Raw genomic sequence first — 25,333 nt, forward strand, 5'->3', positions numbered from 1 at the left:
TCAGGATGTAAGTCTAAGATGCTTGGATTGGGCAACATTAGAATGTTGGCTTGTAATGAGTAAACCTTCAATTTTTTATTGATTATCAATTACTTACTACGAGTTAGTATGATATGTTTGATATTTCTCTTATGGTAAGCTATTATAAAAAGTATTAACCTTTTGACAAGTTGCAATATAAAATTATGTGTTATACAAATAATACTTTTTATACATTTAGTTTGTTTGATTAGTATATAAAGTTTCATTAGCTCAAAGTATTCTAGATGTATGCTACATTTAATTTGTAAGTAACATTTTATTTTATCCGAATGGTCAATACTTTTTGAACTTATGATATTTTATTGCTTGTCAAAAGCGATCGCTGCATTGCAACTTAATCTTATTTCAGAATTGTCAAACCTCCTTTGAAACGCTTGTTCGTGTACTCGACGACGTAGTAATAATAGCCTTGTGAAATGCTGGTTGGGCACCAGTTTTTCCTGATTTTGGAGTAGTAAACTTGCTTACCCCAGCGATTGAAAATCGTCACATCTTTGAACTGGTTTACACAGTTGTCCTGCGGCAAATTTTCCAACACGAAGCAGTCGTTTTTGCCATCACCATTCGGCGTGATCACATTGGGAAATTCCGGGACGACGTCCGAAGTGTCGTCCTTCACGATGACTCTGACTGTGGTGGTGTCGCTTGCTGCTGCGCAACTTTTATCCTGGGTGATGAAGTCGATCAGAAAAGCTCTTTCGGATTGTCCTTCGAGCAGCGCGCAGTCGGGCGACCAGGAGTAAGGAGAGGTGACCTCTTTGATCCCGGTTTTATTTGCAAACTGCATTCCGGCATCGCTGATGCTGAACCCGCGGCCGGCCGCAACGAGGCTGATCGTGTTCGTGTCGGGATCGGTTGCGAGCACGTCGAAAATGATGGCTGAGCTGTTGCCGATTGTATAAGTGACTTCCTGCACATCGAGGGAAGTCTTCACGGCAGGAGGGCTGTTGGGTGATTCGTCAACGATGAAATACACGGGCTTGGAAACCGCAAGCGGATTGCCGATGCAGCGGATGTCTTCAACCTTGAAATCTACGACGAGCGTGTCCCCTTTCTTTGCATTGCACGGGGGAGTCCACGTGAATTTCTGCTGGATCTGTGCTTTGCCGCTCGTTGCTTTAAAATCCATGGCCATGTCCACCATATTAAAATCCTGACCGCGTCCGGAAAGTGCAATGCTGTCTTTGTCCGTGTCTTTACCAAAAACATCAAATTGAACAGGAATGCCAGCCGTGACGTGCACATATTGACCTGGCAGAGAGGTGGAGACTTCGGGAGCATTGTTACCACTGCTTTCGCGGCGGATGAAAATATTCAATGTGTCCATCAATGGAACCGGGCAACTTTCGTCTTCCGCGATAAGCTCGATCTTGATGGGCCGGTTATCGTAGGTGACAAAACATTCGTCGAGGCAGATTTCGAATTTCAGCGTGTCGTTCGCAATCGTCGTCTTGAATTCGGCGGGGAGAATGGAGAAGTAATCTTTTGAATTGTTGACTGCGCGGCCTTTGACACGAATGATCTGGTTGATATTAGGGTCCGTAACCATCACTTCGAAGCAATTTGGATCGCCTTCTTTAACAGTAATGATCTCGTTTTGAGTATAATAGGTGTCTTTTCCTTTGGGCTTAAATAACAACTTTGGTGCGTCCATTTTAGGACAATCCACGACTTTAAGCTGAAAATCACGTGTAAGACTGCCAATTTTAACGCCATTCCGATACTCGTCCACCTGCACGGCAAACACATACAACCCAACATTGCCTGGCGTAACCGACAGCATTCCGGTTTTGGGATCAACCGTCAGAGGCTTTGGGCCCGGAATAATGTTGTCTACCGTAATCCCGTCAATCCACGTGAGACGCGGATAACTCGATGAGCCGCGCGCTTCGACGCTTGGATTGGCTTTGTCGGAAAATCCCTGCATCGGCGTGATCAGTTTGTAAGTCAGGCTGTCGCCATCGGCGTCCTTCCCGCCAAAATCAAAGAAAAACGGAGAATTGACACAGGCATAGTCTCCTTTGATGGGCGAGAAAACGGGGGAGGAGTTCTTGAAATTCGCATTGTTCCTGAACAGCGGCGGAAATTCCAGATAAAACAAGCTTCCCGCGTCGCCAGGCGCCTTAATGTTCGTGATCGTCCCATTGCGGCAGCAGCGGTCCCACACCATATAATAGCCTTGCGGATCGCTGAAATCGGTCGGTTCGAGCCTTAGCGTTGTGCTGTAAGTGATCATGTAAGTTTCCAGCGACGATATTCCGCACGACGGATTAGCATAGTTGACCGATTTTCGTTCTATTTTTGGGGCCTGAAGATAACCAACGGGCTGGTTATCGCGTTTACGAAAGACATAGATCGTAACGAATTGGTCCTCCGCGCCCGGATTGCCGTTCAATGCATCGAAATACATGGTCAGGCCAATGTTGTAATTATAGTAAGTGTTGGGATTTTCAGTAATGAAGAGTTGGCCGCCGACGATATGAGTAGCATAGGTTTTTGAAAGGGCAAACAGCATCAGAATGAACAAGATGTACCGCTTTTTCATGGCTTGATGTGGGTGTAGAAATTATCCGATAGGATTTAGAATTTAGAAAATTAAAAAAGGAATATGATTAAGAATATCAAGTATGAATACGTTGAAATTACCGATTTTGCGGCAGAAGGCAAATGTATATTTAAATCAGAAGACGGCGTAATTTTTGTAGAAGGGAATGTGGCTCCTGGTGACATAGTGGATTTACAGGTGGTCAAAACAAAGAAAAAATTAAAGGAAGCGATCGTTACCAAAATACATAAACAGTCGTCTCTCAGGACAGACCCATATTGCCTCCATAACGTTGTATGCGGCGGCTGCAAATGGCAACATATTGCATACGAACACCAACTGAAATTCAAGAGACAGCAAGTTGTTGACCACTTTCAGCGGATCGGGCACATCAAGAATGTAAGCATTAACGAGATCCTTGCTGCTCCAAAAACAGAATATTACCGAAACAAACTCGAATTTACGTTCTCAAACTGGCGCTGGCTCACAAAAGATCAACTGGATTCGGGAGCACAGTTTACCAAGCATGCGCTCGGATTTCACGTCCCAAAGCGTTTTGATAAAATATTTACGGTGGACCATTGCCACTTGCAACCCGATCCTTCGAACACGATCCGGAATTCCTTACACCACTTTGGCGAGCTGCATAACATTCCTTATTACGACGTGAAGTTTAATGTGGGCACGCTGCGAAATCTGGTTGTGCGAACGGCCAACTCGGGCGATGTGATGGTTATCGTGCAGTTTGGCGAGCAGAATGATGAAGCGATTGAGAAGGTGATGGCTTATTTGCACAAAACGCACAGCGAAATTACTTCACTCAATTACATTGTGAATTTGAAGGGAAATGACTCTTACCAGGATCAGGAAGTGATTCATTATGCGGGTGAGACATTTATCCGCGAAACAATGGAAGACTTAACTTTTCTGGTTGGGCCTAAGTCATTTTACCAAACCAATTCCGAGCAGGCGCATCAGCTTTTCAGCGTGGCGCGCGAATATGCGGGCCTTACGGGCAATGAGTCCGTGTACGACCTTTACACCGGAACGGGCACGATCGCCAATTTTGTGGCACGTCGGGCGAAGAAAGTTGTGGGCGTGGAATATGTGGAAGCGGCTGTGCAGGATGCAAGAAGAAATTCAGAACTGAATGGCATCACGAACACATCATTTTTTGCCGGAGATATGCGCGGAATCATGAATGAGGGCTTTTTGCAAACACATGGCAGGCCGGATGTGATCATTACAGATCCGCCGCGCGCGGGAATGGACGCGCCAGTTGTCGAAACCATTCTCAAAGCTGCTCCCGACCGCGTTGTGTACGTGAGCTGCAACACTGCGACGCAAGCACGTGACATTGCCCTCATGTCCGCAGATTATGAAGTGACAAAAGTGCAGCCAGTTGACATGTTTCCCAACACGCATCATGTTGAGAATGTGGCTTTGCTTGTAAGGAGAGCTTAGAAAGGAGGCTCGCTATCCGGGCCTTTATAATCAAAATTACTCAAATCATTGGCCCTGCTCCGGAGCGTTCCACCCGCCGGGGCAGGCTTCGTTTGACTTTCGAACGACGCAATTGGGTTGGAAGTCTGGATAGGTCGATCCACGGAGAATGGCGCTGGCGTGAATTGTGAATCAAGGTCCGTAAACTTGGTGTATTTGCCAATAAAGCGCAATTGCACCGTATCCAAAGATCCTGCACGGTTTTTCGCAACAATCACTTCCCCGATTCCTGCAACCGAATTTCCCGATTCATCTTCTGTAATGCCATAATATTCAGGACGATATAGGAAAAGAACCATATCCGCATCCTGCTCAATCGATCCCGATTCCCTTAAATCTGAAAGCTGAGGCCGCTTTTCACCACCACGCGTTTCCACGGCACGGCTTAGCTGCGAAAGCGCGATTACGGGCACGTCAAGTTCTTTTGCAAGGTTTTTGAGCGATCTTGAAATCATCGCAATTTCCTGTTCTCGGTTACCAGCGCCTTTGCCGCCCGTGTCTCCTGTCATTAACTGGAGATAGTCAATCACGATCATTTGAATGTCGTGCTGTGCTTTCAGACGGCGGCATTTGGCTCGTAATTCCAGAATGGATAGGGCAGGCGTGTCGTCTATGAAGATCGGCGCATTGGTCAATCGGTGAATGCGGTGATGCAACTGTTCCCATTCATGTGGCGCTAGACTTCCTTTCCTGATTTTTTCACTGTCAATTTCTGCTTCTGCCGAAATCAAACGATTCACCAGCTGCACGGACGACATTTCGAGCGAGAAAATTGCGACCGGCATATTGAAATCCACCGCAGCATTGCGCAGCGAAGAAACAACGAAAGCCGTTTTTCCCATACCCGGACGAGCCGCCAGGATCATTAATTCTGTTTTCTGCCAGCCCGATGTAAGCCGGTCCAGTGCGCTGAAACCGGAAGGAACTCCGGTAAGCCCGTCTTTATTATTCTTTTTCTGATCGAGTTCTGCCAATGCCTGACGCATCAGCGCTCCCATGTCAGCGTAATTTTTCTTAATGTTTGATTCCGAGATCTGGAACAAGTTCTGCTCTGTTTTGTCAAGCAGCCTGAAAACGTCCGTCGTGTCCTCGTATGCTTCCCGCTGAATTTCCGAAGCGACCTTGATCAGCTCGCGCTTGATGAAAGCCTGGGATATAATGCGTGCATGGAATTCAATGTTGGCAGCAGAGTTGACTTTGGAGGTCAGCTCCATAATGTATTGAGCGCCGCCGATCAGTTCCAGCTCGCCCATACTGCGCAATTTTGACGTTACGGTAAGCATGTCTATCGGCTCAGAATCGGCAAAAAGCGTAATGATCGCGGTGTAAATGCGGACGTGCGCCTCCTTATAAAAACTGTCGGGTCTGAGGATGTCGGCAACGGCCGTGAGGGCGTCTTTTTCAATCATTAAAGCACCCAGAACAGCCTCTTCAAGATCGATTGCCTGGGGTGGTAACTTGCTGAAAGTCTGCTCGATACCAGGTGTTCTGGCACCGATGGGCTTCCTTGTGGAGTTGCCTTGTTTAGCTCCTGATTTGAAAGAATTGCCTGAGGTCCTGTCGTTTTCCATATTAAGACAAAGTTAACGAAAGCAGGGTGCGCAGGAAAGGATGCGGCAGGAAGTTCTTGCAATAATTTTTTTTCTTAAACCGGTCATTTTTGTCCGGCTCTGATAATGAAACAGTTGGTCAAAATAACCCCAATATATGTTTTAAAGTCTGGCACTATAATTGTATTTCTCGCGCTTTCTTTTACTATTGTTCGTTATTATTACTAAATTTTAGAACAAATAGACAAACACTAAACTTCAAATCATTTGCTGGAAAAAATCATCACGCTCGAGGACGTTTCAATGGTAGATTTTTTGGGTATTCACAATGTGAATATTAAAGAAGTTGCCGCTGCTTTCCCTGGAAGCAAAATTATTTCGCGCGGAAACGAGATCCGCATCCAGGGCACTGCCCCGGAAATTATCCGTATTACAGATGTAATGGATTCGCTGATAGCGCATTACCAGAAATATGGGAAGGTTACCAACGATAATGTCAAAGGATATTTAAATGGAGTTGTAAAATCGCCTGTTGCCAGCGCTGAGGATGATGCGGATGTGATCATTTATGGCAACAAGGGATTGGTAGTGAAAGCAAAAACGCCAAACCAGAAATTGCTGGTGGAACAAGCTGAAAAGTTTGATCTCGTGTTTGCAGTCGGACCGGCCGGAACCGGAAAAACGTACACTGCTGTGGCCATTGCGGTCCGTGCATTGAAAAATAAGGAAGTCAGAAAGATCATTATAACGCGTCCTGCCGTCGAGGCTGGGGAAAACCTGGGCTTCTTACCAGGTGATTTGAAAGAAAAAATTGATCCATATTTAAGACCAATTTACGACGCGCTGGATGATATGATCGCTCCTGAAAAGCTGAAATTGTATCTGGAAAGTCGCGTAATTGAGATTGCGCCGCTTGCTTACATGCGCGGAAGAACGCTGAATAATGCATTTATCCTGCTTGACGAAGCGCAGAACACGACGCCGATGCAGATGAAAATGTTCCTGACCCGTATGGGACCAAGTTCTAAGGCCATCATTACTGGCGATAAGTCGCAGATTGACTTGCCAAAAAACCTCAAATCCGGCTTGATTGATTCATTAGGCGTGCTGAAAGGCATTAAGGGGATCAGTTTTGTGGAGCTTGATGGATCTGACGTTGTAAGACACCGTTTGGTTAAAGATATACTTGCAGCTTATGACAAATCTGAGCAGTAAGTCCCTGCTGACCATTTTACTGATATTTTTATCAAGAACGTTCATGCTGGCGCAGGATAGCGATGCTTTGTTGCAACGCTGCGCCAGCACCGAACTGGAAGCATTAAAACTTTCCAGATATCCGGCATTACAAAAGCTGCGAAACAAGTCCGAAGAAGCGATTCAGAACAGGATCAAAGTCAACAAGGCTTTGCGGACGTCTGCGGATGAGATCGTGACCATTCCCGTTGTTGTCCATGTCATTCACAGTGAGGAAGGCAATCCTATTGGCGGCCAGGGCAATGCGAATATTTCGGACGACCAGATTCAGAGCCAGATCGACGTTTTGAATGAAGATTACAGCAACACTTCGGGTTACAAAGGATTTTATACGGACTCACTGGGCGTCGACACAGGCATTCGATTCAAGCTTGTGACAGTTGTCAGGACATTTAATGAAAAAACACAGTTCAGTCCGATCACCGACGCTGACGAACTGGCTGCAATTTCACCGGCATGGCTTACAAACCGTTATTTGAATATCTGGGTTTGCAGGCTTTCTGACCGTTATCTAGGCACATCTCAGTTTCCCGTTGTAACCGAAATCAATGAGCTAACGACTGGCCTTTCCAACGAGGCGGAAAAAGCTGTGGATGCATTAACGGACGGCGTGATCATTGACTTTCGTTATTTTGGCAGGAATTCGCCCGCGATCACGAGTGCCGTTTACAACCTGGGCCGCACGACCACGCATGAGGTCGGGCATTGGCTTGGATTGATACACATCTGGGGCGACCGGAATTGCGGCACCGATCATTGTGCCGACACGCCGACTGCTTTTACGAAAAACGAAACGACCGACATTTCCTGCACGCCCGTCTTTTCAGATTGCCGAGGCGTAACCACGCGAAATATGATTGAAAACTACATGGATTATTCGCCTGACGCATGTATGAGCGTTTTTACGAATGACCAAAAGGAGCGCATGCATGCGGTTTTACAATTGAGTCCGCGACGTGCAAAGCTTGTTGAATATTCAAAAATCTCTGGCGATAACTTGCTTGTGGAGCTTTACCCGAACCCCGTCAGTGACCAATTAACTGCCAATATATACACACCAAACTATCAGATTTTTACCGTGAACGTATTTGACCAAAGGGGCCATCGCATTGTTTCTGATGCGGTTAACCTCAATTATCTGGATGTAAACAAGTTTCCAAGCGGCTTGTATTTTTATAAAGTTTCGTCTGGCGGACAAACGATTACCAAACGCTTTGTAGTCCGCTAACATATGCTGCCTCGCGCCCCCTTCGTCGGGATCGTGCTGTTTTACATTGCGGGCATTTTGCTAAGTTCTCTGTTTCCGGCATTCCTGCATTCGCAAATCATATTTTTTGGTATTATCTGCGCCTGTTTTCTGGTGTCAATGTTGTGTTATGCCAAAAGTTTCAAAAGCGCTTTTGGTGTTACGTTTGCCATGTTTTCGGTTGCTATTGGTGGCTTCTCGAAGACAATGTTTGAGCAGCGCAACGACACGAACATTGCTGCACTGAATAGTAAAACTTACACGGCATATGAAGCCGAAATCACAACATTGCCTGAGAAAAGAGCCAAAACTGTGCGTTTTGAGGCGATCATCAAGCGCATCAGGATTAACAAACAATGGCTTCCGGTCTCTGTGAAAGCACTGATCAATGTTTCCGACGATGCGACCTCCATTCCAAAACCTGGCGAGTGGGTGATCGTTAGCGGAACATTGGAACAGCCTATGGAAGCCAAAAACCCCATGCAGTTTGATTATCGGGCGTTTCTTAGGAACAAAGGAATCGTTTGGACGGATTATCTTTCGAACAATTCATTTACAATTTTGCCGGGTGAGCAGACTTTTGTGTTTCAGCGTTGGAGCACTAACATTTCGGAATGGTCGGCTCAGGTTTTACGCGAAAATATCCCGGACGATGATGCTTACGGGCTTGTAAAAGCCATGTTGCTCGGCCGGCGCGACGATCTGCAAGCTGACTTGGTAACCGATTATACGGCTTCCGGAGCGGTTCACATTCTTTCGGTTTCGGGCATGCACGTTGCCATTATTTTCCTGGTAATCAGTCATTTATTGGGCTGGATAAAGCGCTGGCATTATGGAAAGTGGCTTTATTTGGTTGCAGTGATTGCATTGCTCTGCTTCTACGCTCTCGTAACGGGCTTGCCAGCATCCGTCCAGCGAGCGACGTTAATGTGCATTGTCTTCGTCGTAGCAGAAGTTTTTGCAAGAAAGCAGAACGCGATGAACACGCTGGCTTTCTCTGCATTTTTGATTTTGTTATTTGATCCGGCCGCGTTGTATGATGTTGGTTTTCAGCTCTCTTATCTTGCTATGAGCGGCATCTTTTTGTTGTACGAGCCGATTAACAACTTTTTTACTCCCAACAACCGGATCATTAAATTTGTCTGGCAAATTTCAGCGCTTTCCTTCGCGGCGCAATTGGCGACTTTTCCGTTAAGTCTGTTCTATTTTCATCAATTTCCAAGCTATTTCTGGCTTATCAATCCATTTGTCATTGCGTTTACGAATGTGCTTTTGCCCGCAGCGCTGCTGTTATTGCTGGTTTCCCTCGTTAAGATTTTTTGGCTGCAATGGCTTGTTAATCAGATTGTCTTGCTTTCCGCTTACTTGACAAATGTTGCTGTTTCCGTTCCAAAATCGCTGCCTGGATATTTGATAGAAAACCTGAATCTCGACAAAGTTGAGGTCGTCATTTTGTATGCAGTGCTTTTATTGATTTGGCTGACTTATGAGAAGCGGTCGTTTCAGTTTCTGAAAGCGGCTTGTTTAGTGGTGTTCATGTTCGCTTGTTACGGCGTCTCCAAGAGTTTGCAAATAAGGCTGTCCAACGATGTTGTCACGCATTCGATTCCTAATCACTTGGCAATGAGTTTTAAGCAAAACGATGTTCTATATGTCGTGAGTGACAAGGCATTACGCGAAGATGCCAATGCTTATAACTTTTGCATCAGGAATTACGCCATCAGCCAGGAAGTGCAGCAAACCGTTTTTGTTACGGCGAAATAAACCTATTGCACTGCATAGACAGCCGCAATCTCATCCGCCACTTTCCTGTCCCATGCGGCTTGGGCGCCAGCATTGAGGCCGTGACCGGTTTCTCCATCATATTGTTCCTGGTCGTTGTTCATTTCGCGGAATGCTTCCAAAAACTGATATTGGATTTCGCTGTCATAGTCTTCAATCGACAGATCCGCATTGCGCAAGCGTGCTTTGAATTTCTCAACAACCAGTCTCGTAATGTCGAAGTGAATTTGTTCATGCCGCAATGTGCTGGCAGTGCGTGATTCCGGTCTTCCCCATGACATGCTTTTAACCATGAATGTCTTCAATCCTATTTCCACCACCAAGTCGTCGTCTTTTGGATAGGATCGGCCTTCGTAACCAAAACTCGTGAAAACAGCCGCTGCATATCTGCTGCCAGGCTTCGCATTGCGCACTTTGAAATCGTCCCAGATGAGTGGGCGCTTGGGAGAATAAAAGACCGTATCCGGATCATTGGTCACAAGTTCTTTGAAAACCAGTTGTACGTTTCGTGCGAGCGCCGGATTTTTGCCCGCATTGAGCGTCATCCACTTTTGGAAATGCGCCAATGACTGATCGAGTAACTGCTCAATGAGCTTTTCGTAATCAAAATCCCGCTCGGGACGCGTGTAATTGACAGCCGTCTGATAATTGGTAAGCTCCACCGGCTGCATGTTGCGATACCAACGGAATTTTACAGACAGCTTCATCTCGCCAGTGACTTTATTAGGAGCAACGCGCTTTTCTTGCACAGACAGTTCTTTAACGCTAATGTAAAGCGGCAAGTAAGTCTGATCCTTTTTCGAAGCAGCGAACGACCAGTAAGTGAAGAGTTCTTTGTCCAGCTTCCCAGGCAATCCAATGGGCGTTTCTTTGCCCAACGCAATAACCTTACCCAATGATGATCCAGGAATAAGGCGTTGGTCTTCAACCTCCTGAATGTAAAATTTATATGTTTTCAACAAGGATGCCGGATCTTGCGCAAGCTTTATCACCACGCGGTCCTGCTGGGCAAATGCAGTTGCGTGTGTAAAGATCATTGCCAGCAAAAACATCATTCTAATGCGCATACTTGAAAATCTATTGTTGAATCAGTGTTCAATTCTATAAGTTTGTGTAAAATTTATTGACCAAACTAATGACCTTACTTACAACGAATTTGCGGCCGAAATTTGATGATATCTACATGGAATTGGCAAAAAATCTGGCGCTGCGTTCCCATTGTATCAAAGCCCAGGTTGGTGCTGTATTAACAAAAGACACACGGATTATTTCAATCGGTTACAATGGTCCGCCGGCTGGAACACACAATTGCGACGAAGAATTTCCGGAAGTTGGATGTCCAAGAGATGCAAAAGGAAGTTGCTCTCTCGCATTGCACGCCGAACAAAACGCAATTCTGTTTGCCGTAAAAAACGGTTCCAATATCGAAGGATCGACCCTTTTCGTAACATTAGCCCCATGCATTGCCTGCGCGCGGGTTATTTACACAATGAAAATAAAGAAAGTGATTTTCCTGAATTCCTACGCAGCATACAAAGGAATCGCAATTGAGGAAGGAGTGGAGTTTTTGAAAAGATTCGGAGTGGAAGTGGAGCAGTATGCAGTTTCAATGAGTGAATGAGTGAATGAGTGAGTGAGTGAATGACTGAATATTCTTTTTCTATTCAGTCATTCACTTATTCAATCATTAATGATGATGCACGCCACCGGCTCCGTGAACGTGGCCGTGGCTGATTTCTTCCTGAGTGGCTGGGCGGATGGAGATGATCTGACCTTTGAAATGCATCTCTTTTCCTGCAAGCGGATGGTTGAAGTTCATGACAACAATATCGCCATTGATTTCAACAACTTGTCCGTGCATTCTTTCGCCGTCTTCATTGGTCATTGGAATGATATTGCCGATTTGCAGCAATTCATCTTCATTAACATCTTCCATCTGGAAAACCGACTTCGGCAATTCAACAATTGCTTCTTCGTCAAACTCGCCATAACCCTCTTCGGGTGCCACAGTAAACTCAAATATATCTCCGGCAACAAGCCCTTCGATCTGGTTCTCAAAACCTTCCGGAAGCCCGCTGATGCCTTGAATGAAGTACATTGGATCTTCTTCTGTAACAACTTCAACCACATCTGTTTCCCCGTCTGTGTCAGGAATTCGCAGGCTGTATGTCAACGCTATCACGTTATTTTTTTCGACTTTCATTTGCTAGTTTGATTAAAATACTTGTTGTTGTAAAAAATTGTTCCAAGTAAAGGAGCGCAAACAAACGTACGGCAAATTTGTCAAATTGTCATTTACATGAATTTTTTAGCACACATTTTGCTGTCCGGAAATAAGGAGGGAGTGATCATGGGAAATTATGTCGGCGATTTCGTGAAGGGCCGGCTGACCGATGAAAGGACTGCGGATTGGGATGCGGATTATGTTACAGGATTGAAATTGCACCGGTTTATTGACTTTTTTACAGACCATCATGACGTGGTCCGCGAGGCAACACATAAGGCTGCGTTGTCGCAGGGAAAGCTTTCGGGCATTGTTATGGACATTTACTTCGATTATTTTCTGGCAAAATATTTTGACAATTTCTCTTCCCAACCCTTGGCCGCTTATGCGCGCAACATGTACGCGCTCATCGAACGAAACGCTCGGTTTGTGACAAAAGAAATGGCTCCGATGGTGGAATCCATGATCCGGCAGGATTGGCTGACAACCTATGCCTCGCTCGAAGGCGTGGACCTTACTTTTCACAGGCTTTCAAGACGGGCGCCATATCTCGCACCATTGCGAAATGCCATGCTGGAATTGAGAGAAAACGAAGCTTTTTATCACGATAAATTTTCCGCCTTCTTTCCGGAACTTCAAAAGGAATCGGAACAGTTCATATTGACACATTAACTTCTTTCCATTACAGGCATTTCAATGGCCCAGACACCGGATATTGTATTAAAAGAAATCAGAAGCAAGAAATTCAGGCCCATTTATTTCCTGCATGGCGACGAGCCTTATTATATTGATTCGATTGCGGAAGAGCTCGAAAAACGAGTTGTTGCTGAGTCTGAGAAGGGATTTAACCAGTTTGTCTTATATGGAAAGGACACGGACGTTTCGGGCGTGATCGGGTATGCGCGACGTTATCCATTCATGTCGGAGCGGCAGTTGATCCTGGTTAAAGACGCGAACAAACTGGGCGGCATTGAGCAAAAGGATCAACAAGCTCGCTTGGAAGATTATGCGCTGAATCCATTGAACAGCACGGTGCTCGTCTTTTGTTTTCACTCCAATGCAGACGAGCGAAAAACATTCATCAAAGCCATGAACAACAATGGCGTTGTAGTGCAGTCTAAGAAGATGTATGACAACAAGTTACCGGAATGGGTGGCGTCATTTTGTCAGCATGAAGGCGTGAAAATAAGCCCGAAGGCAGTGCAAATGCTGGTTGATAACATTGGCAACGATTTGAAAAGGTTGTCCAATGAGATCCGCAAAATTATGGTGAACCTGCGCGTGGACGAAGGCATTGACGCAGCTGCGGTGGAGCGGTTTGTGGGGATCAGCAAGGAATATAATGTGTTTGAATTCCAAAAGGCGCTCATGACGCGGGACGTGATGAAGGCCAATCAGATCGCTTCCTATTTTTCAGCCAATTCAAAGGATAATCCACTGGCGCCCATACTGATCATTCTGTTTGGTTTTTATTCCAAATTGCTGCTTGCGCATGCCAGCAAGGACAAAACGGAGAAAGGGCTTGCTGCGGAACTGGGTGTTAATCCATATTTTGTGAAGGATTATTTGCTGGCCATCCGCAATTATCCGTTGCCCAAGGTGGCGAACATCATTCATTATCTGCGCGAATGTGATGCTAGAATGAAAGGCTTGGATGGCGTGAGCATTCCCGAGGGAGAATTGCTGAAAGAACTGGTTTTTAAAATAATCCATTAAAGTGCACAATGCAGCAAGAAGCAGGTTTCGACTTATTTTTGGCTGCAATATTTTTGGTAAATGAATAGTGAACGCACGATTTTAATCCCCATTCCAGCGCTTTTCAGCTTTGACGAATGTCTTTGGTTCCTAAATCGCAATTATGACGATTGTCTGCACATTATCAAAGACGGCGCCATTTTCAAGTCGATTGAGATTGAAAAAGAGATTTTGCTGATTTGCATTAAAGAAAACGGCGGATTTCTTGAACTGGACATTCTGGTTGGCGAGCCCAGCCAGGAAAACAAGGCTTATCTCGTTGCCTATGTTCGCGAGTGGTTTGATATGGACACCAACATTCAGCCTTTTTACGATAAGTTGAAAACCGACGGTCGCCTGGCTTACATGACCGAGCGCTACAAAGGCCTTCGGCTGATTGGGATTTCCAATTTGTTTGAAGCCATTTGCTGGTGCATCATAGGTCAGCAGATTAATTTGTCTTTTGCGTACAAGGTTAAACGCCGACTGGTTGAGCGTTACGGCCCGAGGATTGACTTTAACAACGAATCCTATTACACATTTCCGGAGCCAGAGATTTTGGCGAATGTAGACATTGACGATTTGAAGGCAATGCAGTTTTCCCAACAAAAGGCAGATTACGTGATTGGCATTGCCAAAGCATTTGCCAGCGGGAGTCTGGATAAGGAATCTTTACGCGCTTTGCCGGACTTCACTGCCCGTAAAAAGGCATTGACGGCGCACAAAGGAATCGGCGCCTGGACTGCCAATTATGCATTGATGAAATCGCTTAAAGAACCAGAGGGCATTCCGCATGGCGACATTGGTTTGCTGAATGCGCTTTCCAGCCACAACATTATCCATGAAAGGAGTGAAACGAGCAAGATCGAAGCGCTATTCAGCAATTTTGCCGGTTGGGAAAGTTATCTCGTTTTTTATTTGTGGAGAAGCCTCACGGTCAAGGTTTTGGAATAAATACTTTTTCTTTCCATTGCGCATAGGCGCTCCGCATGCAATGCCCGCAAGGCCGAAAACCATGCAAAATCGCATCTTCTTCTGAGCGGAAAAACACTCTGTTTTCTTGCTTCATTCGCTTGCCGGAAGAACAGTTTAATGTGCCGTAAATTTTCAGTTTCCCGTTTCCACCTAATTTGACCAAACCATTGTCAATGAGCGCTTTCAATTTGCGGCTCGTCGCGAAGGAATAGTGTCCAAGTTCTGAATGGTAAATCATTTTTGTCAGCTCAAAGCATCATGAAAGATGATTCCCAACGTGTAGCGATTGCCTGATTTTACCTCACTCACGCCATGCTTCATATTGGCGCGATAGTAACCTTTGGTTCCTATTATCGGTCTGAAATTGGTGGTAAAAAGCAGCACATCTCCTTTCTTTGGTTTCAAAACAATGGCTCTGGATTGCGCTCGGGGCATTTGCTGGGTCAGGACAAATTCGCCTCCTTCATAATCTTCGCCCGGTTCGCTGAGGAAGATTACTAGTTGAATGGGGAAGAAAATGTCGCCATATAAATCCTGATGCAATGTGTTGTGGCCGCCTTCGCCGTATTTCAAAATCAGCACCGTTGGCTTGGTCTGCTGGTTGTCATGGCAATGTGCTTGAAAGTCGCTGAACTCAGCGGGATAATGCTGCCCAATGTTGAGCGCCTGCATCCAATGGTGTGCTATGGGGGCAAGTTTCGGATAAAATCGCTCGCGCAGGCTTTGTATAATGTCCGGCAATGGATAGGCGAAATATTTATATTCACCCAAACCAAAGCGATAACGTTCCATTGTGATCGTTTTCCTGTAATGCGCTGATTCATTATAAGATGCGATCAAGGCTTGGCATTCCGCAGGCTCCAACACTTGCTCGATTAATCCATATCCTTTGCTGTGCAATGCTTCGGTAATTGCATTCCAATCGAACGCTTCGATGTTTTTCATTTTGCTTTTCGGTCTGAGTTCTTGCTCACTTTCTATGCAGCAAAACTATCAGTGATTGCAGGAATGAAAAACCCGAATCTTGCTATGCTTTTGGCTTTTTTAAAAACTAAGCAGAAAGCACTTGCTCGTCTTTGCGTTCGCCAATTTGCTGACGCCACATGGCATAATACAAGCCTTTTTCGTCGATCAATGCATTGTGGCTGCCGGTTTCAACAATGTTCCCTTTCTCCAAAACATAGATGCGATCGGCATGCATGATGGTCGACAACCTGTGTGCGATCATCACCGTAATGTGCTGACGCTGATCGGTAATGTTGCGGATTGTGTTTGAAATTTCTTCTTCAGTCAGCGAATCCAGCGCGGAAGTGGCTTCGTCGAAGATGATCAAGTGCGGCACGCGCAGGAGCGCACGGGCAATGGATAAACGCTGGCGTTCACCACCCGAAAGTTTGAGTCCGCCTTCGCCGATGACCGTGTCGATGCCATTTTCCGCTCTTGAAAGCAGATTATAGCAAGCCGCTTTGATTAACACGTCATTGATCATTTCGTCCGTGGCGGTTGGGTTTACGAAAAGCAGGTTCTCCTTAATTGTTCCTGAAAAAAGTTGCGTATCCTGCGTCACGAAGCCTATTTTGTTCCTGATTTCGTCAAAATCTATTTCACTTCCATTGACATTATTATAAAAAACGCTTCCGGAAATCGGATGATAAAGGCCGACAAGCAGCTTCACAAGTGTTGTTTTTCCCGAACCCGAAGGCCCGACGAATGCAATCGTTTCGCCTCGTTTTACGTCAAATGAAATGTTTTCCAACGCAGGCCGGATGGCAGACTGATGCTGAAAACGCACGTGGTCGAAACGCAGCGCTTCTATTTCAGAAATGACCTCTGGATTGGCGGGTTTGTGCTCAACCGGTCTTGCGAGCAGCAATTGCAGGTTGTTAAGCGACGCTTCGGCCTCGCGATAGGAGAGGATCACATTGCCAAGTTCTTGTAAAGGGCCAAAAATGAAGAAAGAATAAAATTGCATCATCATCATTTGACCCACCGTAATCCGGTCGCGGAATACAAAAAACAGCAACGCGAACATAATGCATTGCTGCAAAAAGTTCACAAAAGTGCCTTGTATGAAGCTGATGGAACGAATGCTCTTTACTTTCCGCAATTCCAGTTTTAAAATTTTGAATGTGGTCGTATTCAAACGCGTGATTTCCTGATTGGTAAGTCCAAGACTTTTCACCAGTTCAATGTTGCGCAGCGATTCGGTTGTTGAACCAGCTAAGGCTGTTGTTTCCTTCACAATGTTCTTCTGAATGACCTTTATTTTTCGGCTCAAAACACTAGTCAAAATGGCGAGGACGACCGAACCGACCAGATAAATCAGCGGCAGCATCGGGCTCAGTTTATAAGCCACGACGACAACGAAAACAATGCCTACGAGCGTGGCAAAGAGGACATTAACAAAGCTGGTGATGAATTTTTCACAATCGGCCCGTACTTTTTGCAAAACTGAAAGTGTCTCTCCGCTGCGCTGGTCTTCAAAATCCTGGAACGGGAGGCGCAATGCGTGGCGCAAACCGTCGGTATACAGGCTGGCTCCAAACTTTTGAATTACAACATTCACAACATAATCCTGGAATGCCTTGGCAATGCGAGAGACCATCGCAACGCCGATAATCATCAGTAAACCAATGGTGATGCCTCTGAAAAACTGGTTATCCAGGGCATTGTCACGGTAATACTGCGCTTTGTTGGCGTATGGATCGATCAGGTAATTTCCGAGAATGTAGGGGTTTAGTAACGAAAATACCTGGTTTATAGCGGCCAGGACAAGCGCAAGGAAAATGAGCGCTTTATACCGGCTTAGGTATTGTAATAGTAATTTCATAGAGCTGTGAGGCGAATCAATCGTTTGACTATTATGACAAACCGAAAGTTTAGGATTTTAATTCTCGAAAGAGCAGTGATATTGGCAGAAAGGGCAACAAAAAAGACATCCATCGGGATGTCTGAAACTTTGTAGCGGGGAGCAGGATCGAACTGCCGACCTTAGGGTTATGAATCCTACGCTCTAACCATCTGAGCTACCCCGCCGTCTTATTATGGTGCAAAAGTATGTTAAAAAATCTTAACCTCCAACCTGATTTTCCAATTTTAAACTGAAATTTCCGTTAGGATAACAGAGCAAAAATTAAGTTTGGTGACATTTATTGTTGAATTATGCTATATTACAACTTTTAAAATCAGCATATAAGGCGGCACTAATGTGGTTAACCCTTTTTAATTTTCGTTCGTATGGAAAAATATAAATTTGTAACTGAGTTTGAATTACGATCCTCTCCAAAAGTACTATTTCCATATATATCGACACCCTCGGGACTGGAACAATGGTTTGCTGAAAGGGTCACAGTCCTGCCCGACCACCGTTTTGATTTCCAATGGGACGGCGACAGCCACATTGCCAGACAAACGGGTTTGCGGATTAACAAGGCCGTAAGATTTGATTTTGAAAATACAAGTGATGATAACCTTGATAACAATCACGTGGAACTAAAACTTGAAGTAAGCGAGTTAACCCAGACAACATTCCTGCGCGTGACGGATTATTCTTCCAACCGTGATGAGGACGAAATGGCGTCACTTTGGGATGGCTTTATTGATAATTTAAGAGATATCGTTGGTAGTTGATGATGAAAAAGCTTGATAAGCTTGTTTTAATGTCCTTTTGGGGGCCTTTTTTTATAACAATGTCCGTCGTGGTCTTTGTGTTTTTGATGCGGATCATGATTTTTTATATTGACGATTTTGTTTCCAAAGATCTCGGGATCACCGACTACGCACAATTATTCTTCTTTTTCAGCCTGATTACAGTCCCAACAGCACTTCCGCTGGCGATGTTGCTGTCGTCGCTGATGGCGTTTGGTAACTTGGGCGAATTCTTTGAGCTTACTGCCATTAAAAGTGCCGGAATATCGGTTGTAAGGGCCATGGCGCCGCTTTTCATTGTCGCGGTTTCCGTGAGTGTGTTTTCATTTTACTTCAATGACCGCGTGTCGCCCTGGGCTAACTTAAAGGGTTATAGCCTTTTGTATGATATTAAGACCACAAAAGCAACATTAAAAATCAAGGAAGGAATTTTTTACAACGACTTGCCGGGATTCAGCATTAAGGTTGATAAGAAGGAGGAGAATGGCAAGCTGAAACGAATGGTGATTTACAAGCATAGCAACCGTTCGTATGAATTTGGCAACACCGAAATCATCCTTGCCGATTCTGGCCGCATGTATTCAATCAACGATAACCGATATTTGGTGATCGAACTTTATAACGGGACCCGCTACACGGATGAGGTCAGTTCAGGCGGCGCGAGACCTGCGTATATATCTTCACCGATAGGCGGAAGCAGCGTGCCGAATTATTCCAATTTCAGCCGTAACTCTTTCAAACATTTCCGGTTGACCGAAAGTCTGGCCTCATTCGGCATGAAACGGACGGACGAGGGACAGTTCAAATATCATGAGTTCATGAAGAACATCAGTGATCTGACTTCAACGGCTGATTCGCTGCGCAATTCTTACAATGAAACCAGAAAAAACCTCGTGTCCGGCAGTCAGCAATATTATTCTTACAATTATCGCTCAGGCACTGATAAAACGCTTACAAAAGGTCCATGGATTGATTCGCTGCTGGCAAAACCGGTTACGGACAGTTTGAAAAAAGAGATTTTACAGAATACAAAAAGTGCTTCTAACAGCATGCTTAGTTACACGAAGTCGCAAACGGAATATTTGCAGACGAAATTGAAGGATGCGAACAAGTATGAATTGGAAAAACACCACAAATACACCAGCGCCATATCTTGTTTGATCATGTTCCTGATCGGTGCGCCGTTGGGTGCAATCATTAAAAAAGGCGGATTTGGGGTGCCGGTCCTCGTATCGATCGTCTTCTTTATTCTGCTTTATGTTTTGACAAATCAGGGCGACAAGTGGGTGAAGGAAGGATTACTTGTTGTGCCCGTCGGTGCCTGGATGGCCAATACGGTGCTGTTTTTGACAGGTTTATACTTTGTAGACCGGGCCAGGAGCGATTCACGGCTTTTTGAAAAAGATGGTTATATGATGATTGCGAAAAGAATAAAAACCGTGTGGGCAAGTAGATTTGGGAAAAGAGAACTTATTCAATCATAGGAAAATTATATTTTTTATTCAGGCCAAAAATCGTAATTTTGCGACCTTATTTACGGCAGGGTGCTGTAAAAAGTTATAAATAATTAATCTGTTGTTACAATTATGTATTTAACCGCGGAAAAGAAGGCTGAAATCTTCGAGTCAAAGGGTTTTAAGAAAGAAGGCGGAGACACTGGATCTGCTGAATCACAAATTGCTTTATTTACGTATCGTATCAACTACTTGAACGATCACTTAAAAACGCACAAAAAAGACAATGATACAAGACTTGGCCTACTTAAAATGGTAGGTAAGCGCAGAAGATTGTTGGATTATCTGTTCAAAAAAGACATTAACCGCTACCGTGCGATTATCGCTGAATTGAACATACGTAAGTAATTTAAAATCAGGGAACTTCATCAAGATGAAAGTTCCCTGATTTTTTGCGGAATTAACAAATTTTGGAACGTCAGCATGGCGTTTCGCAGCTACAAAAAACATTATTTTATGCTCTTTAATATAGTTACCAAGACTATACCATTGCCAGACGGCAGGGAAATCACCATTGAAACAGGAAAATTAGCGAAGCAGGCCGACGGTTCGGTTGTAGTGCGTTTGGGTAACACCATGCTGCTTGCGACCGTTGTTGCCAATAAAGATATTAAGGAAGGTCTTGATTTTTTACCATTATCGGTTGATTATCAAGAAAAGTTTGCGTCTGCCGGTCGTATCCCGGGAAGTTTTCAACGTCGTGAAGGCAAGCTATCCGATCCGGAAGTTTTGACAAGCCGCCTGGTTGACCGCGTTTTGCGCCCGTTATTTCCAGACGATTACCACGCAGAAGTGCAGGTAAATATATTGCTGATGTCGGCTGACGCAACTGCATTGCCAGACGCATTGGCGGCATTGGCAGCATCTGCTGCGCTTGCAGCGTCTGACATTCCTTTTGGTGGTCCGGTTTCAGAGGTTCGCGTTGCTAAAATTGACGGTCAGTATGTTGTCAATCCAGGTGCAGCGGAATTGGAGCGTGCCACATTGGAATTGATGGTGGGCGCGACTTATGATGACATCGCAATGGTTGAAGGCGAAATGAGCGAAGTTTCCGAAGAAGAAGTCGTAGAAGCTTTGAAAGTTGCGCACGAAGTCATCAAGCAGCAGTGCTTGGCTTTGAAAGAATTTGAAGCGGTAGTTGGCAAAACAGAAAAAAGAGAATATGTTGGCGATGCAGCGGATGAAGCATTGGAAGCGCGTTTGAGAGCATTTGCTTACGACAAAATATATGCGGTAACCCAGTTGGGCTCTACCAATAAAACAGTTAGAAAAGACGGTTTCAAGGCAGTTTGGGAAGAATTTGCGGCTTCTATTCCAGAAGACGAAGAAGGATTCGACAAAGCGCTGGCGAAACGTTATTTCAATGATCTTGTCTGGGAAGCATCTCGTCGTCTGGTTCTAGATGAAAGGATTCGCCTGGATGGTCGTAAACTGGATGAAGTTCGTCCTATCGCTTCCGAAGTTGACTTTTTACCAAATGCACACGGTTCTGCTTTGTTTACAAGAGGAGAAACGCAGTCTTTGACAACTGTGACATTGGGTACGAAAAACGACGAGCAGATTGTTGACACGCCAATGAAATACGGTTACAGCAAATTCATGCTGCATTACAACTTCCCAGGCTTTTCAACAGGGGAAGTAAAACCAAACCGGGGACCTGGCCGTCGTGAAGTAGGACATGGTAACCTCGCATTGCGCGCATTGAAAAAGGTGTTGCCCGTTGCAGAGGATAATCCATACACAATCCGTATCGTTTCCGACATTCTTGAATCAAATGGTTCGTCATCCATGGCGACAGTTTGCGCAGGTTCCCTTGCATTGATGGATTCAGGTTTGAAGATTAAAGCACCGGTTTCAGGGATTGCTATGGGTCTTATATCCGATGAAAAAACAGGCAAGTATGCAGTTCTTTCAGACATCCTAGGTGATGAAGATCACCTGGGAGATATGGACTTCAAAGTAACAGGAACGGAAAAAGGGATCACTGCATGCCAGATGGATATGAAAGTGAACGGTCTTTCTTTCGAAGTATTGACAGAGGCGCTTATGCAGGCGAAAGCTGGCAGGTTGCACATACTGGGCGAGATGAATAAAACGATGACTGAAAGCCGTGCAGACCTGAAACCACACACACCTCGCGCGATCGTTATCAAGATTGATCGTGAGATGATTGGCGCGGTGATCGGGCCTGGTGGAAAAGTTGTTCAGGACATTCAGAAAGAATCTGGCGCAACAGTTTCTATCGAAGAAAAAGATGGAGCAGGGTATGTAAGTATATTTTCTGCTGACAAGACTTCGATGGATAAAGCGGTTACCCGCATCAAAGGAATCATTCTCGTGCCTGAAATTGGTGAAGTGTATAGCGGCAAAGTGAAGTCAATTATGCCATTTGGTGCATTTGTTGAATTCTTGCCGGGTAAGGATGGATTGCTTCACATCTCTGAGATCAAATGGGAGCGTCTTGAAAAAATGGACGGCGTGCTTGAAGTAGGAGAGGAAGTGCAGGTTAAATTGGTTGAAATCGACAAAAAAACTGGAAAATACCGCTTATCCCGCAAGGTGTTACTGCCTAAGCCAGAGAACAAAAATGATTAAAATAGTGTTTTTGGTAACAGGGGCAGTATTTAATGTCGTTATATATAAAAATAATAAAAGATAGATGAGACAGCTAAAGATCAGTAAGCAAATTACCAACCGGGAAAGTCAGTCGTTAGACAAGTATTTACAGGAAATCGGTAAGGTAGATTTGTTGACGCCGGATGAGGAAGTGACATTAGCTCAAAAAATAAGGGATGGTGATCAGCTTGCATTGGAAAGACTAACCAAGGCAAACCTTCGCTTTGTGGTTTCTGTGGCAAAGCAATATCAAAATCAAGGCTTGTCGCTGGGTGATTTGATCAACGAAGGAAATTTAGGTCTGATAAAAGCTGCACAACGTTTTGATGAAACAAGAGGTTTTAAATTCATTTCATACGCGGTTTGGTGGATTCGTCAATCGATCCTGCAAGCACTTGCTGAGCAATCGAGGATTGTACGTTTACCCCTTAACCGTGTTGGATCTTTAAATAAAATATCCAAGACTTTCTCAGAACTGGAACAGCGTTTCGAACGCGAGCCTTCACCTGAGGAATTAGCGGAAGTGCTTGAAATTTCTTCATCTGAGGTTGTTGACACAATGAAGATCTCAGGTCGCCACGTTTCCATGGATGCGCCATTCGTTCAAGGTGAAGAAAACAGCCTTTTGGACGTTTTGGAGAATGATTTGGAAGACAAGCCTGATTCAGGTTTGGTCAATGAATCATTGCGTAAAGAAGTTCAGCGTGCACTTTGCACATTGACTCAGCGCGAAGCAGATGTTATCGCATTGTATTTCGGTTTGAACGGAGAGCATGCAATGACACTTGAAGAAATCGGTGAGAAATTTAACCTTACCCGCGAACGCGTTCGCCAGATCAAGGAAAAAGCGATCAGAAGATTGCGTCACGTTTCGAGAAGCAAAGCGCTTAAAACATATTTGGGTTAATCAGCGTGTTATGTTGAACCTAGTATTGAAATAGATTAATGATTAAATGGCCTCGCAAGAGGCTATTTTTATTTGTAGTTATGGCTATTTTACAACCATTGGTGGACATTGCCGCCATTTGTTACCAGCAAGGCGTAAGGCATGTCGTCGCCTCACCAGGATCGCGCAGTGCAGCACTAACACTTGCATTTGCACGTCATGGCGGATTCGCAATGCATGTATGCATGGATGAACGTTCAGCTGGATTTATAGGACTCGGCATAGCGCAGCAAACGCGCGTTCCAGTGGTTTTAATATGCACGTCCGGCAGTGCAGTCTACAATTTTGCTCCGGCCGTTTCAGAGGCGTTTTTTCAGCAAGTTCCATTGGTTGTAATCTCGGCAGACAGGCCCAAGGAATGGCTGCACCAATACGACGGACAAACCATTTATCAGTCTGAGATTTTCGGCAAACATATTAAGCGTTCATTCGAATTGTCGTCAGACTATGCGCATAAGGATGTGCAGTGGGCGATCAACCGCATTGCAAATGAAGCAGTGACACTGGCGTCAACGACGCCACCGGGGCCGGTTCACATTAATGTGCCCATCAGGGAGCCGTTTTATCCGGGTGCGGGTGAGGACATGATTGCATCGGCCGACTTGAAAGTGATAACGCGGCAAGCTTCGGAAAGCATTTTATCTCCGGAAACGTGGAATAATTTGTTGGATGATTTCGAGGATTTCCCAAAAATCCTGATCGCTGTCGGCCAGAACATGCCTGATCCGGAGCTGAGCGAAGTGCTGAATAAAATATCAGAAGAATGGGACATCCCAATCCTGGCCGATCACATTGCGAACACTACAGGCGATAAAATAATACGCAATCACGACCTCTTTTTAGGCAGAACAGACATTCAAAATCTGGTCCCTGACTTGCTTATAACAACTGGTCTGTCATTCATTTCGAAGGATTTCAAGCAATTCATTCGAAAAAATCCACCAAAGGCGCATTGGCATATAAGTGAAGACGCATTTCTCGCTGATCCAATGCAGTCAGTGACAAACATCATTCCAACTTCCCCGCAGTATTTCTTTCAAAATCTCTTTGAAAAGATTGATTATCAGCTTTTTGTGCAAAACTCAGATCCGGAGACTGATTCACAATTCATTCAAAATTGGAATATCCAAGATACAAAGTCAAGTCGCATCAAGGCAGATTACTTACAAAATCTTTCAAAGATAAACGATCTAACATCGTTAGATTTAGTCATTAAGTATACAAGAAAAGTGTATCAGTTACATGTTGCCAATAGCATGTCTATTCGCTACGTCAATGTTTTAGACTTGCCGCCATACATTCCCGGTGTCTTTTGCAACCGCGGAACAAGTGGAATTGATGGCTGTGTGAGCACCGCTGTTGGAGCTGCATTGATGAATAATGAAGAGACCTTGCTAATTGTCGGAGACGTTGCATTCATGTATGATCGCAATGGATTACTCATCGAATCGCTTCCGCAGAATTTGAAAATCGTTGTAATCAATAATGCAGGCGGAAACATTTTCCGAATGATTGATGGACCGGCTGGATTGCCTGAGCTGGAAACCTATTTTGAAACGCGGCATGCTTTCTCTGCAAAGCGAACTTGCGAGGACTCGGACATCGCGTATTTCAGTTGCAATGCATTGGAAACATTGGAGACATCGATTAATCAGTTCCTGGAAAACGAAGGCATCAGTCTGTTGGAAATTTTTACAGATCCTTACGAAAATGAGCAAGTTTGGAAATCCTTAAAAAGAGCTTGTAAAGCGTAG

General features: G+C 44.8%; 21 protein-coding genes and 1 tRNA gene. 14 read left to right on the forward strand and 8 right to left on the reverse strand.

What is annotated here, in order from left to right; all coding sequences use genetic code 11:
* Window positions 1-382 precede the first annotated feature (382 nt).
* Entirely contained in the window at window positions 383-2,587 is a 2,205-nt protein-coding gene (locus tag LZG73_RS05520) for a gliding motility-associated C-terminal domain-containing protein (protein WP_233846749.1), read from the reverse strand.
* 63 nt (window positions 2,588-2,650) lie between these two features.
* Between LZG73_RS05520 and rlmD the strand changes: the two genes are divergently transcribed.
* A complete protein-coding gene (gene rlmD, locus LZG73_RS05525; RefSeq protein ID WP_233846750.1) occupies window positions 2,651-4,051 on the forward strand; it encodes a 23S rRNA (uracil(1939)-C(5))-methyltransferase RlmD in 1,401 nt (466 codons plus the stop codon).
* Here rlmD and dnaB read toward each other — a convergent pair.
* Window positions 4,048-5,661: a replicative DNA helicase gene (dnaB, locus tag LZG73_RS05530; RefSeq protein WP_233846751.1), complete on the reverse strand. Its 1,614-nt coding sequence runs from the start codon at window positions 5,659-5,661 to the stop codon at window positions 4,048-4,050. The two genes, rlmD and dnaB, sit on opposite strands and share 4 nt — an antisense overlap.
* A 246-nt stretch (window positions 5,662-5,907) precedes the next feature.
* Here dnaB and LZG73_RS05535 point away from each other — a divergent pair, with 246 nt between their 5' ends.
* From LZG73_RS05535 to LZG73_RS05545, 3 genes are read left to right on the forward strand one after another with little or no spacing between them, the layout of a single operon-like run.
* Window positions 5,908-6,855 carry a PhoH family protein gene (locus tag LZG73_RS05535; RefSeq protein ID WP_233846752.1) on the forward strand — a complete coding sequence of 316 codons (948 nt, stop codon included), beginning with the start codon at window positions 5,908-5,910 and terminating at the stop codon, window positions 6,853-6,855.
* Complete coding sequence (locus LZG73_RS05540) at window positions 6,836-8,122, forward strand: T9SS type A sorting domain-containing protein (protein ID WP_233846753.1); 1,287 nt, start codon at window positions 6,836-6,838, stop codon at window positions 8,120-8,122. The genes LZG73_RS05535 and LZG73_RS05540 overlap by 20 nt, the downstream gene beginning before the upstream one ends.
* A gap of 3 nt (window positions 8,123-8,125) precedes the next feature.
* Window positions 8,126-9,904, forward strand: coding sequence for a ComEC/Rec2 family competence protein (locus tag LZG73_RS05545; protein WP_233846755.1), 1,779 nt, complete (start codon window positions 8,126-8,128; stop codon window positions 9,902-9,904).
* Between the two features lie 2 nt (window positions 9,905-9,906).
* Here LZG73_RS05545 and LZG73_RS05550 read toward each other — a convergent pair whose 3' ends face one another.
* The gene (locus tag LZG73_RS05550; RefSeq protein ID WP_233846756.1) at window positions 9,907-10,989 is read right to left on the reverse strand and encodes a hypothetical protein; all 1,083 of its coding nucleotides are present in this window, start codon (window positions 10,987-10,989) and stop codon (window positions 9,907-9,909) included.
* A gap of 68 nt (window positions 10,990-11,057) precedes the next feature.
* Between LZG73_RS05550 and LZG73_RS05555 the strand changes: the two genes are divergently transcribed.
* Entirely contained in the window at window positions 11,058-11,543 is a 486-nt protein-coding gene (locus LZG73_RS05555; protein ID WP_233846757.1) for a dCMP deaminase family protein, read from the forward strand.
* Between the two features lie 66 nt (window positions 11,544-11,609).
* Here LZG73_RS05555 and LZG73_RS05560 read toward each other — a convergent pair whose 3' ends face one another.
* Entirely contained in the window at window positions 11,610-12,125 is a 516-nt protein-coding gene (locus LZG73_RS05560; protein WP_233846758.1) for a peptidylprolyl isomerase, read from the reverse strand.
* Window positions 12,126-12,221: 96 nt separating this feature from the next.
* Here LZG73_RS05560 and LZG73_RS05565 point away from each other — a divergent pair, with 96 nt between their 5' ends.
* From LZG73_RS05565 to LZG73_RS05575, 3 genes are read left to right on the forward strand one after another with little or no spacing between them, the layout of a single operon-like run.
* Window positions 12,222-12,818 (forward strand): ACP phosphodiesterase, encoded by a 597-nt coding sequence (locus LZG73_RS05565; protein WP_233846759.1) that lies wholly within the window; start codon window positions 12,222-12,224, stop codon window positions 12,816-12,818.
* 24 nt (window positions 12,819-12,842) lie between these two features.
* Window positions 12,843-13,862: a DNA polymerase III subunit delta gene (gene holA / locus LZG73_RS05570; RefSeq protein ID WP_233846760.1), complete on the forward strand. Its 1,020-nt coding sequence runs from the start codon at window positions 12,843-12,845 to the stop codon at window positions 13,860-13,862.
* Between the two features lie 60 nt (window positions 13,863-13,922).
* Window positions 13,923-14,834: a DNA-3-methyladenine glycosylase gene (locus LZG73_RS05575; RefSeq protein WP_233846761.1), complete on the forward strand. Its 912-nt coding sequence runs from the start codon at window positions 13,923-13,925 to the stop codon at window positions 14,832-14,834.
* Here the strand turns inward: LZG73_RS05575 and LZG73_RS05580 are convergent.
* The 4 genes from LZG73_RS05580 to LZG73_RS05595 all read right to left on the reverse strand — a co-directional run bounded on the left by LZG73_RS05580 (window position 14,818) and on the right by LZG73_RS05595 (window position 17,891).
* Window positions 14,818-15,093 (reverse strand): Ada metal-binding domain-containing protein, encoded by a 276-nt coding sequence (locus LZG73_RS05580; protein ID WP_233846762.1) that lies wholly within the window; start codon window positions 15,091-15,093, stop codon window positions 14,818-14,820. The genes LZG73_RS05575 and LZG73_RS05580 overlap by 17 nt on opposite strands.
* Before the next feature lie 5 nt (window positions 15,094-15,098).
* The gene (locus tag LZG73_RS05585) at window positions 15,099-15,800 is read right to left on the reverse strand and encodes a 2OG-Fe(II) oxygenase (protein WP_233846763.1); all 702 of its coding nucleotides are present in this window, start codon (window positions 15,798-15,800) and stop codon (window positions 15,099-15,101) included.
* Window positions 15,801-15,906: 106 nt separating this feature from the next.
* On the reverse strand, window positions 15,907-17,685 hold the full coding sequence (locus tag LZG73_RS05590; protein WP_233846765.1) for an ABC transporter ATP-binding protein: 1,779 nt from the start codon (window positions 17,683-17,685) through the stop codon (window positions 15,907-15,909).
* Between the two features lie 132 nt (window positions 17,686-17,817).
* Window positions 17,818-17,891 (reverse strand) — tRNA-Met (locus LZG73_RS05595).
* Window positions 17,892-18,092: 201 nt separating this feature from the next.
* Between LZG73_RS05595 and LZG73_RS05600 the strand changes: the two genes are divergently transcribed.
* From LZG73_RS05600 to menD, 6 genes are all read left to right on the forward strand, one after another.
* Window positions 18,093-18,485, forward strand: coding sequence for an START-like domain-containing protein (locus tag LZG73_RS05600; protein WP_233846767.1), 393 nt, complete (start codon window positions 18,093-18,095; stop codon window positions 18,483-18,485).
* Window positions 18,486-18,487: 2 nt separating this feature from the next.
* Window positions 18,488-19,987: an LptF/LptG family permease gene (locus tag LZG73_RS05605; RefSeq protein WP_233847538.1), complete on the forward strand. Its 1,500-nt coding sequence runs from the start codon at window positions 18,488-18,490 to the stop codon at window positions 19,985-19,987.
* A gap of 102 nt (window positions 19,988-20,089) precedes the next feature.
* Window positions 20,090-20,365, forward strand: a complete 276-nt coding sequence (gene rpsO / locus LZG73_RS05610) for a 30S ribosomal protein S15 (protein ID WP_233846769.1) — start codon at window positions 20,090-20,092, stop codon at window positions 20,363-20,365.
* Between the two features lie 108 nt (window positions 20,366-20,473).
* Window positions 20,474-22,612: a polyribonucleotide nucleotidyltransferase gene (gene pnp, locus LZG73_RS05615; protein WP_233846771.1), complete on the forward strand. Its 2,139-nt coding sequence runs from the start codon at window positions 20,474-20,476 to the stop codon at window positions 22,610-22,612.
* Window positions 22,613-22,676: 64 nt separating this feature from the next.
* A complete protein-coding gene (locus LZG73_RS05620; protein ID WP_015810559.1) occupies window positions 22,677-23,540 on the forward strand; it encodes an RNA polymerase sigma factor RpoD/SigA in 864 nt (287 codons plus the stop codon).
* Between the two features lie 80 nt (window positions 23,541-23,620).
* Entirely contained in the window at window positions 23,621-25,333 is a 1,713-nt protein-coding gene (menD, locus tag LZG73_RS05625; RefSeq protein WP_233846772.1) for a 2-succinyl-5-enolpyruvyl-6-hydroxy-3-cyclohexene-1-carboxylic-acid synthase, read from the forward strand.

The sequence above is a fragment of the Dyadobacter sp. CY326 genome, assembly GCF_021390515.1.
Taxonomy (GTDB): Bacteria; Bacteroidota; Bacteroidia; order Cytophagales; family Spirosomataceae; genus Dyadobacter.

Coding starts and splice junctions, on each gene's coding strand:
- LZG73_RS05520 (WP_233846749.1), bottom strand. CDS start 2,587: ATGAAAAAGCGGTACATCTTGTTCATTCTGATGCTGTTTGCCCTTTCA.
- rlmD (WP_233846750.1), top strand. CDS start 2,651: ATGATTAAGAATATCAAGTATGAATACGTTGAAATTACCGATTTTGCG.
- dnaB (WP_233846751.1), bottom strand. CDS start 5,661: ATGGAAAACGACAGGACCTCAGGCAATTCTTTCAAATCAGGAGCTAAA.
- LZG73_RS05540 (WP_233846753.1), top strand. CDS start 6,836: ATGACAAATCTGAGCAGTAAGTCCCTGCTGACCATTTTACTGATATTT.
- LZG73_RS05545 (WP_233846755.1), top strand. CDS start 8,126: ATGCTGCCTCGCGCCCCCTTCGTCGGGATCGTGCTGTTTTACATTGCG.
- LZG73_RS05550 (WP_233846756.1), bottom strand. CDS start 10,989: ATGCGCATTAGAATGATGTTTTTGCTGGCAATGATCTTTACACACGCA.
- LZG73_RS05555 (WP_233846757.1), top strand. CDS start 11,058: ATGACCTTACTTACAACGAATTTGCGGCCGAAATTTGATGATATCTAC.
- LZG73_RS05560 (WP_233846758.1), bottom strand. CDS start 12,125: ATGAAAGTCGAAAAAAATAACGTGATAGCGTTGACATACAGCCTGCGA.
- LZG73_RS05565 (WP_233846759.1), top strand. CDS start 12,222: ATGAATTTTTTAGCACACATTTTGCTGTCCGGAAATAAGGAGGGAGTG.
- holA (WP_233846760.1), top strand. CDS start 12,843: ATGGCCCAGACACCGGATATTGTATTAAAAGAAATCAGAAGCAAGAAA.
- LZG73_RS05575 (WP_233846761.1), top strand. CDS start 13,923: ATGAATAGTGAACGCACGATTTTAATCCCCATTCCAGCGCTTTTCAGC.
- LZG73_RS05580 (WP_233846762.1), bottom strand. CDS start 15,093: ATGATTTACCATTCAGAACTTGGACACTATTCCTTCGCGACGAGCCGC.
- LZG73_RS05585 (WP_233846763.1), bottom strand. CDS start 15,800: ATGAAAAACATCGAAGCGTTCGATTGGAATGCAATTACCGAAGCATTG.
- LZG73_RS05590 (WP_233846765.1), bottom strand. CDS start 17,685: ATGAAATTACTATTACAATACCTAAGCCGGTATAAAGCGCTCATTTTC.
- LZG73_RS05600 (WP_233846767.1), top strand. CDS start 18,093: ATGGAAAAATATAAATTTGTAACTGAGTTTGAATTACGATCCTCTCCA.
- LZG73_RS05605 (WP_233847538.1), top strand. CDS start 18,488: ATGAAAAAGCTTGATAAGCTTGTTTTAATGTCCTTTTGGGGGCCTTTT.
- rpsO (WP_233846769.1), top strand. CDS start 20,090: ATGTATTTAACCGCGGAAAAGAAGGCTGAAATCTTCGAGTCAAAGGGT.
- pnp (WP_233846771.1), top strand. CDS start 20,474: ATGCTCTTTAATATAGTTACCAAGACTATACCATTGCCAGACGGCAGG.
- LZG73_RS05620 (WP_015810559.1), top strand. CDS start 22,677: ATGAGACAGCTAAAGATCAGTAAGCAAATTACCAACCGGGAAAGTCAG.
- menD (WP_233846772.1), top strand. CDS start 23,621: ATGGCTATTTTACAACCATTGGTGGACATTGCCGCCATTTGTTACCAG.